10 protein-coding genes are annotated in these 12,584 nt (G+C 42.8%); 7 read left to right on the top strand and 3 right to left on the bottom strand.

What is annotated here, in order from left to right; genetic code table 11:
- Positions 1–306 precede the first annotated feature (306 nt).
- A complete protein-coding gene (locus NFS43_RS23895; RefSeq protein ID WP_251555468.1) occupies positions 307–1,401 on the top strand; it encodes a CaiB/BaiF CoA transferase family protein in 1,095 nt (364 codons plus the stop codon).
- A gap of 48 nt (positions 1,402–1,449) precedes the next feature.
- On the opposite strand, the gene NFS43_RS23890 is transcribed toward NFS43_RS23895, so the two are convergent.
- Positions 1,450–2,091: an HAD family hydrolase gene (locus tag NFS43_RS23890; protein ID WP_251555467.1), complete on the bottom strand. Its 642-nt coding sequence runs from the start codon at positions 2,089–2,091 to the stop codon at positions 1,450–1,452.
- A gap of 201 nt (positions 2,092–2,292) precedes the next feature.
- Here NFS43_RS23890 and recQ point away from each other — a divergent pair, with 201 nt between their 5' ends.
- The 3 genes from recQ to NFS43_RS23875 all read left to right on the top strand — a co-directional run bounded on the left by recQ (position 2,293) and on the right by NFS43_RS23875 (position 6,992).
- Complete coding sequence (gene recQ, locus NFS43_RS23885; protein WP_251555466.1) at positions 2,293–4,440, top strand: DNA helicase RecQ; 2,148 nt, start codon at positions 2,293–2,295, stop codon at positions 4,438–4,440.
- Positions 4,441–4,589: 149 nt separating this feature from the next.
- The gene (locus NFS43_RS23880) at positions 4,590–5,348 is read left to right on the top strand and encodes an ABC transporter ATP-binding protein (RefSeq protein ID WP_420910358.1); all 759 of its coding nucleotides are present in this window, start codon (positions 4,590–4,592) and stop codon (positions 5,346–5,348) included.
- A gap of 6 nt (positions 5,349–5,354) precedes the next feature.
- Positions 5,355–6,992 carry a hypothetical protein gene (locus tag NFS43_RS23875; protein WP_251555464.1) on the top strand — a complete coding sequence of 546 codons (1,638 nt, stop codon included), beginning with the start codon at positions 5,355–5,357 and terminating at the stop codon, positions 6,990–6,992.
- Positions 6,993–7,089: 97 nt separating this feature from the next.
- Here the strand turns inward: NFS43_RS23875 and NFS43_RS23870 are convergent, their stop codons facing one another.
- Positions 7,090–7,881, bottom strand: a complete 792-nt coding sequence (locus NFS43_RS23870; protein WP_251555463.1) for a formate/nitrite transporter family protein — start codon at positions 7,879–7,881, stop codon at positions 7,090–7,092.
- 183 nt (positions 7,882–8,064) lie between these two features.
- Here NFS43_RS23870 and yfkAB point away from each other — a divergent pair, with 183 nt between their 5' ends.
- Complete coding sequence (yfkAB, locus tag NFS43_RS23865; RefSeq protein WP_251555462.1) at positions 8,065–9,186, top strand: radical SAM/CxCxxxxC motif protein YfkAB; 1,122 nt, start codon at positions 8,065–8,067, stop codon at positions 9,184–9,186.
- 165 nt (positions 9,187–9,351) lie between these two features.
- On the opposite strand, the gene NFS43_RS23860 is transcribed toward yfkAB, so the two are convergent.
- On the bottom strand, positions 9,352–10,131 hold the full coding sequence (locus NFS43_RS23860; RefSeq protein ID WP_251555459.1) for a carbon-nitrogen family hydrolase: 780 nt from the start codon (positions 10,129–10,131) through the stop codon (positions 9,352–9,354).
- 83 nt (positions 10,132–10,214) lie between these two features.
- Between NFS43_RS23860 and NFS43_RS23855 the strand changes: the two genes are divergently transcribed.
- Together NFS43_RS23855 and NFS43_RS23850 are read left to right on the top strand one after the other, a co-directional pair.
- On the top strand, positions 10,215–11,399 hold the full coding sequence (locus NFS43_RS23855) for a pyridoxal phosphate-dependent aminotransferase (RefSeq protein WP_251555458.1): 1,185 nt from the start codon (positions 10,215–10,217) through the stop codon (positions 11,397–11,399).
- Positions 11,400–11,570: 171 nt separating this feature from the next.
- Positions 11,571–12,488, top strand: coding sequence for a ketopantoate reductase family protein (locus NFS43_RS23850; RefSeq protein ID WP_251555457.1), 918 nt, complete (start codon positions 11,571–11,573; stop codon positions 12,486–12,488).
- Positions 12,489–12,584 lie beyond the last annotated feature (96 nt).

Raw genomic sequence — 12,584 nt, 5'->3', positions numbered from 1 at the left:
AGTTGAAATAGTATGCGACAGAAGCGGCGGTTTATACGACAGTTGGAAGGTGCTATACGATAGTTGGGGAAGATCATTCGCCAGTAAGAGAAGGTTATGCGACAGTTGAAATGGCATGCGACAGAAGAAGAGGTTTATACGACAGTTGGAGAGCGCTATGTGACAGTGGGAGGAGATCATACGGCAGTTGGATAGAGTTATCCGATAGAAAGAACGTGGTATCTGCCAGCTGCCGAGCGTTATCAGACAATATTCAGGCATGATTCGTTAGCTAAACAACTCCGATCATATGAAAGGAACCAATGTATGTTAAAAGGGATAAGAGTCATAGATTTTACTAATTATCTACCAGGACCATTTGCAACGCTCAGGCTGGCTGACCTGGGAGCAGAAATCATTAAGGTGGAACCTCCGGATGGAGACCCGGCACGCCATACAGGCGTTGCCAGCCAAGGAACAGGTCTTGTTTTTCAAGCCAACAATCGGCAGAAAAAAAGCATCACACTGAACCTGAAGGAAACAGAGGGTGTAGAAACTGCCTTAAAGCTGATTTCCCAGGCAGACGTAGTTATCGAGAGCTTTAGGCCCGGAATCATGAAAAAGCTAGGGCTTGATTACGAAACGGTCCAGCAGGTGAAACAGGATATTGTCTATTGTTCCATAACCGGCTATGGGCAATCAGGGATATTAAGCCATCTTGGCGGGCATGACTTGAATTATATGGCATTAAGCGGGGTGCTTGCCCAATTTAAGAACCAGCAAGGCAGACCAATCCATCCCGCCATAACACTTGCCGATTTCTTAGGGGGATATGCCGCCAATGAACGAATCCTCGCCGGGCTGGTTTCAAAATATTTAACAGGCAATGGAAGCTATCATTCTATTTCCATTACAGATCAGCTGGTATCACTGTTGGGGAATCATGTTCTCACCGAGCAGCAGCTGGGGACAGAAAGCGGGATTCCTGTCCTAAACGGAAGCATTATCTGTTATGCGCTCTATGAAACCAGGGATGGAAGATTTATGAGCATCGGAGCATTAGAGCCGAAGTTTTGGAGGAATTTTTGCTTAGCTCATGGCCGGGAGGAGTGGGTCAGTGCCCAGTTCTCGCCTACAAAAGAAACGAATCTAATTTATCAAGAAGTAACTGCCATTTTTAGACAGAAGACCTTTTATGAATGGATTGAATTCTCACAAAGAGTAGACTGTTGTCTGGCACCCGTACTGGAGATTGGCGAGCTTCAAGAGAATCCATACTTTAAGGAAAAAAATCTCATTTTTGTTTCCTCCTGGGGAGACTATCAAGTTAAAATGCACAGTGACATTCCAGTAGAGGATGCGGCACCGCCGCCTAGAAAGGACCAGCATAAACAGGAAGTCCTGAAAAATATCTTAATTTAAAAGGAAAATCGACTGCCGTGACAAGAGGCAGTCGATTTTTTCGTCATATTAATGAAACATCTGAAAGTCAAAATCTAAAAAAGAATCAAATCGTGTCACTTTTTCATGAAAACGTAAAAAGGACGTAACTGGATTAGGGACCACCCAGCATTTCATCCCGGCTTCAATTGCCGCTATGGAGCCATTTACCGAATCTTCGATGGCCAATGCCCGTTCCGGTTCGACTTGCAGACTTTGTAAGGCTTTCCTATAAAGAGAGGGATCGGGTTTTACCCGGACAACATCCTCCTTTGTTTTTACCACTGAAAAATAACTCCAAAGGTCAAATTGGTTTAGATACCCCTCCACCCAGGCTCGTGAAGAACTAGAGGCAATGCCCAGCTTTAGGTCCAAGTCCTTTGCTTCCTGCAGTCTCTCTCTTACCCCTGGGCGTAATTCCAGCTCACTTTTCTTTTCCAGGAAACATTCGTGGACTAATGATTCAATTTCCTGTTTATTGATTGTAGTGGAAGCCTGATCTTCGATAAATTTAAATAATACCTCATCCGTCGTGCCAATAACTTTTGCAAATACCTCGAGGGGAAGCTCGATCCCGTATTGCTTGCGTAACACATCCTTATAAGCCTGATACCAAATTGTTTCCGTATCAATGATTGTTCCATCAAAGTCAAAAATGACAGCTTCGATCATTCAACTAATCTCCTATCCTCAATATCTTTTAACATACCATACGAATCCATTCTAATGCTAGTGTATGGGGGTGGAGTGAGTTCTATTCAGTACGATAGGGAAACCATTATGAAGAAATGATAAATGGTTTTTAAAAAATACCTGGAAGGCAGTATAATAGAAAAGAACAAATTTGTAGGTTTAAAGAACGGAGGAACTATTTTGTTGAATCAGGCACTCCCCTTATTGCACTCCCACTTTGGGTACGACTCCTTCAGGAAAGGCCAAGAGCAGGCCATTCAATCGATATTATCCGGTAACAATACGATTTGTGTTATGCCTACTGGCGGCGGAAAATCCATTTGTTATCAGATTCCTGCTATGATCCTGCAGGGAACCGCCATCGTCATTTCTCCCTTAATTTCATTGATGAAAGACCAGGTTGACTCCCTCCTTCAGGTTGGCATTCCAGCCGCATTCATCAACAGTTCTCTCAGTTTTCATGAGGCAAATGAAAGGATACAGGAGGCTAAACGCGGCGCCTACAAGTTGTTATACATAGCGCCGGAACGGCTGGAGTCACCGGACTTTATCGCAGACCTTTGTGACATGGAAATTCCGTTAATTGCTGTCGATGAAGCGCATTGTATCTCCCAGTGGGGACATGATTTCCGTCCAAGTTATCGCCAAATTCAATACATGATTGACCGTCTGCCGGGAAAGCCGAGTGTTATGGCGCTGACTGCGACTGCAACACCAAGAGTGCGGGAGGATATTTGCCAACAGCTTGATATAAATGAGGAAAATACGATCATCACCGGTTTCGAACGAGAAAATTTGTCCTTCTCTGTGATTAAAGGGCAGGACCGGCTAAAATATCTGATCCAATATATAAAACAAAACGAAAAAGAGGCAGGCATCATCTATGCGGCTACCAGAAAAAATGTTGATCAGCTGTATGAGAGGCTGCGGAAGGAAAAAATTAACGCAGCCAAGTACCATGCCGGTATGGGGGATCAAGAGCGCAGCCAGGAGCAGGAACGGTTTTTAACAGATGAAGCCTCCGTCATGGTAGCAACCTCTGCCTTCGGGATGGGGATTGACAAATCTAATATTCGCTATGTGGTCCATTATCAGCTTCCCAAAAACATGGAAAGCTATTATCAGGAGGCGGGACGTGCAGGACGTGACGGGCTGGACAGTGAATGTATCTTGCTCTATTCTCCCCAGGATGTTCAGATTCAGCGCTTCCTAATCGATCAATCCAGTGACAGAAGCCGAATCACCCAGGAACTCGAAAAGCTGCAGCAAATGACAGATTATTGCCATACAGAAAGCTGCCTGCAAGAATTTATCCTTAACTACTTTGGAGAATCAGACACGCAGCCTTGTGGCAGGTGCGGGAACTGTACCGATGCACGAGCGAGCATAGATGTGACAAAGGATACGCAAATGGTGCTATCCTGTGTGATTCGGATGGGGCAGCGGTTTGGAAAAAACCTGACCGCACAGGTATTGACCGGTTCAAAAAACAAAAAAGTCACGGAACTTGGTTTCGATAAACTATCGACCTACGGAATCATGGAAAATAAAGGGGCAAAAGAGGTTAGTGATTTTATTGAATTCCTCGTTTCCCAGGAATTGCTGGGCATTGAACAGGGGCAATTTCCAACCCTTTATGTATCGCCTGCTGGAAAAGACATTCTGCTTGGAAAACAACAAGTATTTCGCCGGGAAACAGCACAGGTTAAACAAGTTTCCAAAAACGATCCATTATTTGAGGCATTAAGAGAGGTGCGCAAACGAATTGCTGATGCCGAAAATGTTCCGCCATTTGTGATTTTCTCTGATGCTGCGTTAAAAGATATGTGTGCCAAACAGCCAGCCACGAACGAGGAATTCTTAACGGTCAGCGGGGTAGGGGAACTTAAACTCCAGAAATATGGATTGGAGTTCCTGCAAGCCATCCGTGCTTTTCACGAAACCAATCCTGACTATCAAAGTGAATTCGAGACATCTCCCAAGCAAGTGAAAAAGCCTGCCAAATCTGCAGCAGGGGACTCACATTTAGAAACATTTAAACTCCATAAGGACCATTTGTCGATTCAGGAAATTGCTGAAAAACGCGGGCTTGCAATCAGTACGGTCGAAGGCCATCTGCTCCAATGTGCACAGCAAAAACTGGATGTGGACTATACCAGGCTGATTCCTGACGAATATATTCCGCTTTTAGAAAAGGCAGTAGCCGAGGCGGGGCGTCAACGATTAAAACCGATAAAGGATTTGCTCCCTGAAGAAGTCAGTTATTTTATGGTCAAGCTTTATGTTTATTACCTTAGTAAGGCTCAAATAAACACTATGATTGAATAAGAAAATCCCTCCGCAGCTTGGAGGGATTTTTTTAGGATTTTAGAATTTTAACTTTTGTTAGAAACAAAGGAAATATATGTTACTATTAATTTATCATATCATGAAATAAGGTGACTATTATCGAAACTCATGACGAAATTGTTCTATCCTTGAAAGATTTGAAAAAAAGTTATGGGACGAAAACGGTGCTTCAAGGAATTAATCTAGACGTCCGCCGTGGACAAATAATTGGTTATATCGGTCCAAATGGTGCCGGGAAAAGTACCACCATCAAAATCCTGCTCGGATTAGAGGGGGACTACAGCGGCAGCGTGGAGGTATTTGGTGAGGAAATCAGTGAAGAAAACATCGAATATAAAGGCAGAATCGGTTATGTCCCGGAAATAGCAGAACTTTATGATAATCTTACGGCCAAAGAATATTTGACCTTTGTCGGAGAACTATATGGAATGGAATTTCGTAAAACCGACCTGAAAGCCAAACAATTAATGGGTATTTTTGGGCTGGAGGAGGCGTATCACTCCAGAATCGCTTCCTTCTCCAAAGGGATGCGGCAAAAAGTATTAATTATCTCCAGTCTTCTGCATAATCCAGACCTTTTATTTTTGGATGAACCGCTTAGTGGATTAGACGCCAATAGTGTGATGGTGTTTAAAGATATTCTTGCCAAGCTTGCCTCTGAAGGAAAAACGATCTTTTACTCATCGCATATTATGGATGTCGTGGAAAAAATAAGCAGCCGAATCATTTTGCTCCATGAAGGAAAAATTGCTGCGGATGGAAGCTTTACCGAATTGAAGGAGAGAAATAAGGAAGGATCTCTGGAGCAAATTTTTAACCAGATAACAGGTTTTAATGAGTCACAGAAAATTGCTGAACAATTTGTTTCGATTGTTCAGGAGGTGTAGCTGGCTGTGAAGGACTTTCGTTCATTAAAAGTAATTGACCTATTTAGAGGACTGTTCGAAAGAGCAGGTGTTGAATACCCGATTATGAGAAGAATTGTCGAAGTCAAACTGACGATGGATGGGCGCAGGACACCTACAATTTTCAATCAGCAAGGAAGAAAAAAAGAGAAGCCCGAAGAAAACGGCTTTATGAAGTCATTAATGATGTATGTGATATTAAGTGTTATGCTGGTGCCAATCGTTCTGTTCGAGGGCAATCTTCTGTTTCAGATGAGCCTCTTTTTTGGGATTGTCATGTTTATCGTGATGACCTCCATGATATCTGACTTCTCCAATGTTCTCCTTGATGTCAAAGATAAGGGGATCCTTTTGACCAAACCAGTCGGGAAAAAGACAATCAGCGCTGCAAAAATGGTGCATATTTCTATTTATTTATTCTTTTTGACAGCGGCTGTAGCCCTAGTTCCTATTGGCGCTGGGACCGTACGTCATGGATTGCTGTTTTTGCTGTTGTCACTTCTCTGCTTGATCCTGATGGATTTGTTTATCGTTGTCCTCACTGCTATGATTTATTATGTAATTTTGCGCTTTTTTGACGGAGAGAAGTTAAAGGATGTCATCAATTATGTACAAATTGTCTTGTCCATCATGATTGTGGCAGGCTATCAAGTCCTTGTCCGAGCTTTTAGTTTTACGGCAATGGAAATATCCTACCAAGCGGAATGGTGGCAGTTTTTACTGCCGCCGTTCTGGTTTGCCGCACCTTTTCAACTGCTTATGGGCGGTGAAAAAAATGTATATCTCCTGGCTTTTACAGCGTTAGCGGTTATCATTCCACTGGTTTCGATTTTTATCTATATTCGGGTCACGCCTGCGTTTGAACGCAATCTGCAAAAATTGAACAGTACCGGGGGAGAAAGCAGGAGAAAGGAAAGAATATGGAAACAGTGGATGGCAGGTGCAATTTGCCGAAGCAAAGAGGAAAGGTTCTTCTTTCGCTTTGCGGATCAAATGATGCGTAATGAAAGAGAATTTCGATTAAAGGTATACCCTTCCTTGGGAATGGCGATCATTTTTCCATTTGTGTTTATGCTAAATGACATTCAAATAAATTCGTATGCCCATTTAATCACCACAAAATGGTATTTAAGCATTTATACTGCTGGCATGATGATACCCAATGCTGTTGCGATGCTCCGATATTCTGGAAAATATAAAGGAGCATGGATTTACCAAACAGCACCAGTAAAAAGTCTCGCACCACTATATAGTGCGGCCTTGAAGGTATTTATCGTTAATCTTTTTTTGCCAGTGTATTTAGTGTTAAGCATTATATTTTTGATCATGTTTGGCATTAAAATCTTTCCTGATTTAGTTGCAGCATTCGTAGCATCCGTATTATTTACGGCTATTTGCTCGAATTTTCTTAAAGGGAGACTGCCGTTCTCCGAGTCTTTTGCGGATGCCAATGCAAGCGGCGGAGTGAAGATGATCGCAGCATTTCTGCTGATAGCCGTCTTTATCGGCATTCATTATGCTGTTACTTTTGTTCCTTTTGGGGTTTTGCTATATTTCCTTGTGCTGTTGGGCGTCACTGCATTTGCTTGGAGATATGCTTTTCGGACGATTTGGGATGCCCATTAGATAAAAAGGCTGCCATTTGAGCTGTTATGGCAGCCTTTTTATCACTCTATATGACCTATTTCCCCGGAAATTTGTCGAAAAAGTGCATCAAGCAGAATTATTCTTTGCTGTATTCCTCCAAAAATGGTTTGTTCACGAAGTAATACATAAAGGCCATTAGCAGACTTCCACCCAGTAAATTTCCGATGGTAACCGGTATTAAATTTCGGATGATTCCACCCCATGAAATGGTATGCGGATGGTCAAGCACCAAAGCGATGGAGAATGTGCACATATTGGCAATGCTGTGTTCATAGCCGGAAATAAAAAAACAAAAAACGAACAGCATCATAGAAAACATCTTCGGCCCGTCCCCTTTAAGTGCCAATGGGAGGAAGAACGCTAAACATACGAGCCAATTACACAAAATCGCTCGAAAAAACAGCTCGATCACTGGGGCTTCCAGCTTATGCTCCACTACTGACAGAAGGAATGCATTGACCGCAGATTCCCGAAACAAGCCAGTGGCAAAAATGATAAAGGCAAACACAGCGGCACCTAAAATATTCCCAATATAACTGCTGGCCCAAAGTTTTACCACTTCACTCCACGCCATTTTTTTTCGAAATGCGGCATAGGTGTAATAAAAAGTGTTTCCGGTAAATAGGTCGCCCCCGCCATAGGCAATTAAGATAATGGCTGCCCCAAAGGTGATGGCTGCCATCGGGTAAGCGGAAGGAGAGTGAACAGAATAATAGTAATTTCCTGTCTTAAAAGCTACAATCACTCCAAAACCAATAAACATACTGGCCAGCATCGCTCGTAAAATGTATCTTAACAGGCTCTGCCTAAAGATTTTCACCTTTTTTAACGCCAGTTTTTCGACCTCACTTAGCGGCTGCATCTCCATTTGTTTAAACCTCCATTTACTCCCTTTTATTTTTATCAAAAGCAGTCTGTTTATGTATGGAAATGCGGTCTTTTAGAAGATTCGCGTATTATAAATGGTTCTTTAAGCATAGGTTTTATTATAGTTTAAAAGAGATAAATGCTATAATAGCAAACGTGTGAAAAAAGACTAAGGAGTTCAATTATGTTGACAAAGAAAAAAATCACCCCCTCATTTGATCCTTGGGAAGCCTATATGGATATAGAAGAATACGGAAAAATGCAGCTTAGCAATATCGAATTTACGACTACCACTCTGTGTAACATGCGCTGCGAACACTGTGCAGTGGGATATACACTTCAGCCAAAAGATCCTAATGGACTTCCACTGGATTTGCTTCTAAGGCGGCTGGATGAAATCCCCAATCTTCGGGCTTTAAGTATCACTGGCGGAGAGCCGATGCTGTCAAAATTATCGGTGAAAAACTATGTGGTTCCTCTATTGAAGTATGCCCATGAGCGAGGTGTGCGTACCCAGATAAATTCAAATTTAACTCTCGAATTGGATCGATATGAATCCATCATTCCCTATTTAGATGTCTTACATATTTCCCACAATTGGGGAACCATGGATGATTTTGTTGAGGGAGGCTTTGCCCGAATGGACAGAAAGCCAAGTTACTCTCAACGGGCAAGTTATTTTGAAAGAATGATAGAGAATAGCCGGAGCCTGACGGAAGCCGGAGTTATGGTATCGGCTGAAACCATGCTGAACAAACGGACTTTGCCGCATTTGGAAAAAATTCACCGGCAAATAGTCGAGGAAATGCGCTGCAGCCGTCATGAAGTGCATCCGATGTATCCCAGCGATTTCGCTAGTAATCTTGAACCACTTTCAATAGAAGAAATTAGAGGGGCCATCCATCATCTGCTGGATATTCGTGAGGAAAGTGTATGGATGTTGTTCGGAACACTGCCATTTTATGCTTGCAGCGGTAACCCTGACGACTTAAAGCTGTTGGAGAGATTATATAAGAGCAAAAATGTCACGGTACGGAATGATCCAGATGGCCGCTCAAGGTTAAATGTGAATATATTTACAGGGGAAATCATCGTGACAGATTTTGGGGATATTCCAACCCTGGGAAATATTCAAACGACCAAGCTTGAGGATGCTTATGAACGATGGAACAGCTCAAAGACGGCCAAAGAACTAAGCTGCCATTGCCCATCAGTTGCCTGCTTGGGACCTAATATTTTGGTGAAAAATAGTTATTATCAAAATACAGATTTTACCAAACTTAGGGCAAGAATTTCGAAACCATAAATAGATGGATCATCGGCGGGTCCAATAAGCCGCCGATTTTTTTTTAATCACCAAAAGCGTGAGAATTGGAAAAAAAGTACACAAGGTAAATAGGGAGATAGTACGAAAACAGGTTCATATTTTTATTCCCGATTTGACCCTCCGCCTCAGACCACTTCGTCAAAGTCATTCATATAGGTCAGTCCGCCTGTCTTGAAAGATCGGAATCGTGCTGCGAACTCGTTCTACCTCATTCAAGTCTAAGTCAGCATAGTAAATTCCTGCTTCAGATTGGCTGCTTAACAACAGATCTCCCCAAGGGGCAATCACCATCGAATGGCCATTAAAAAGATTATTTGGGTCACTGCCGACCCGATTTACTGCGACAACATAACATTGATTTTCTATTGCACGTGCCTGCAGCAGCAGCCGCCAATGATCCACCCGTGCCTGAGGCCACTCAGCTGGAATAAACATGATCTTGGCTCCGCTCAGAATATGGGTGCGGAACCATTCCGGAAACCGCAAATCATAACAAATGATTCCGCCGCATTTAATAGTATCTAATTCAAATAGATTCTTATGCTGGCCTGCCTCGAGAAATAAATGTTCGTCCATCAGTTTAAATAAATGGGCTTTATCATATTCGGCCGCAATCCTGCCAGAACGGTCTGCCACATACATCGTATTGTAATACCCATCGGCTTTTTTAGTCGAAACAGAGCCGCCTACAATATTCACGTTGAACGATTTAGCCAAATGTGACAATCGTTTTTTGGTTTCTTCTCCATCCACATCTGCAAGCTTGCTTAGCTGGGCTAACGCATAACCGGTATTCCACATTTCTGGAAAAACCACAACATCCGCACCCGCTTTTGCTGCTTTTTGTGTATATTCTTCAACCGCTGCAAAATTAACCTCCGGCTCTGCGTAAACAATATTCATTTGTACGCATGCTATTTTCATTCCGTTCCACCTCTAGACTTTTTTAATTAAAGATTATAGAATTTGTACTATTAAATCAATAAAATTCACAAAAGGTGGATAATATGGAATATTCAGAACGGATAAAAAGATTGCCAAAACAATTTTTTGCATCATTAGTCAATAAAGTAAATCAAGCGATCGAGGAAGGGCGGGACATCATTAATTTAGGGCAGGGAAATCCCGATCAGCCTACTCCCAGCCATATAGTCAAAGCCTTGCAGCAGGCGGCGGAAAACCCGCAAAACCATAAATATTCACTGTTTCGAGGAATGCCAGAATTAAAAGCAGCAGCTGCCGAATTTTATTATCGGCAATATGGGGTTGAAATTGATCCAATGACAGAAGTAGCCATTCTGTTTGGGACAAAAACAGGCCTTGTTGAATTGCCGATGTGCCTGCTAAATGAAGGGGAGCGGATGCTGCTGCCGGATCCCGGCTATCCAGATTACCTATCAGGTACAGCGTTAGCAAATGTCCAATATGAGACTTTTCCACTTAAAGCAGAAAATCATTATTTGCCAGATTACGAGGCCATTCCGTCAAAGCACTTGCAGTCCGCTAAATTAATGTATTTAAACTATCCAAACAATCCGACAGGCGCTGCGGCTAATCGGGAGTTTTTTGAAAAAACGGTCCAATTTGCAAAAAAACATCAGATTGCCATTGTGCACGATTTCGCCTATGGAGCGATCGGATTTGATGGCAAAAAGCCAGTCAGTTTTCTTGAGGCAGAAGGGGCCAAAGGAATTGGGGTCGAAATGTATACGCTGTCGAAAACCTACAATATGGCTGGCTGGCGTGTGGGCTTTGCCGTTGGGAATCCTGACATGATCGAGGCGGTTAATCTCATTCAGGATCATCTATACTGCAGTCTCTTTCCTGCCATCCAGGAGGCGGCGATCGCAGCCATGACTGGGGATCAAAGCTGTGTCACGGAATTGGTATCCCGCTATGAATCCCGCCGGAATGCCTTTATAAAAGCTTGCCGGGAAATCGGCTGGAACGTGGAGAGCCCAACTGGATCCTTTTTTGCTTGGCTTCCGATACCAAACGGTTTTACTAGTGAATCTTTTGCTGATTATTTGCTGGAAAAAGCAGATGTAGCCGTTGCGGCAGGGAATGGTTTTGGCAGGCATGGCGAGGGATATGTAAGAGTCGGGCTCCTTGTGGATGAAGACAGACTTCAGGAAGCGGTTAATCGAATCGCCAAGCTGAATCTGTTTAGTTCGGCTGCAGTAGAAAAATAGGGAAATAGAGAATGAATGCTGTGACTGGCTGCTACCTGGCTTGAACACTATTTTTGAAGGAAGGATGAAAAATGAAAAAGGATCCTTATTTTCCTGCTTCCATCTTCTGCTGCTATACAGGATGCGGTATACTAAAATATAGAAGATAATTGAAACTTAGGGGGGAAATGAATGAGGATTTTAGTGGTTGGCGCTGGTGCAGTAGGAGGATATTTTGGCGGACGTTTGCAGGAGAACGGGGCGGATGTTACCTTTTTAGTCAGAGAAGGAAGAAAGAAACAATTAGAGAAAACAGGACTTGTGATTGACAGCGTCCACGGGAACATGGCTCTGGTTCCTAAAACCATCGTAAAAGGAGACGATGCACAGCCGTTTGATGTGATCCTTCTATCAACAAAAGCTTACCATCTGGATGGTGCCATTGATAGTATACGGGAGTATGCCGGACCCCATACCGCTGTTTTACCCCTGTTAAATGGAATTTCACACCTCGAACAATTGCAAGCAGAATTTGGGGAAGATAAGATTATCGGCGGTCTATGCTTTATCGAAACGACCTTAAACCAGGATGGGAAGGTCATACAGACAAGCCCTAAGCATGATTTAGTCTTTGGGGAACTTTCTGGTGTTAGGTCGGAGAGAGCTTTAAAGATTGAAGCGGCCTTCAAAGGGGCGAATATTGGCTATCGGTTAAGCGATAATATTAAAAAAGATCTTTGGAATAAGTACTTATTTATTGCGGTAATGTCAGGTATCACGACCTTAATGAGGTCTCCAATCGGTCCGATCCGAGAGCAGGCAAGTGGACGAGCAGCGATTTCAGCCTTATTAGCAGAAATTGTTTCGGTCATGGGGCATCTTGGCGCATCTTTTCCTAAAGATATTATTGAACTACAGAAAAATCAAATCAACTCCCTTGATTACACGATGAAATCGTCCATGCAGAGAGATATGGAAAAAGGGATGCAGGTAGAAGCTGACCATTTGCATGGTTATCTGCTGGAGGCTGCCTATAAGGAGCAAATACCGGTTCCGGTATTAGAAGCGGTTTATGCTAATTTGAAAATATACGAAAGCACTGTAAAGTGAGAAAAAGGCCCAAAATGGGCCTCAGGCTGTCGAAAAACCTTCGACAGCTTTTATTTTATCTTTATTCTTTATTAATTCACCGCGTTAATATGATAT

This window comes from Neobacillus muris (assembly GCF_943193175.1).
Lineage (GTDB): Bacteria > Bacillota > Bacilli > Bacillales > Cytobacillaceae > Neobacillus > Neobacillus muris.
The sequence above is the reverse complement of the archived record's forward strand: the minus strand, read 5'-3'. Positions and strand labels throughout refer to the sequence as shown.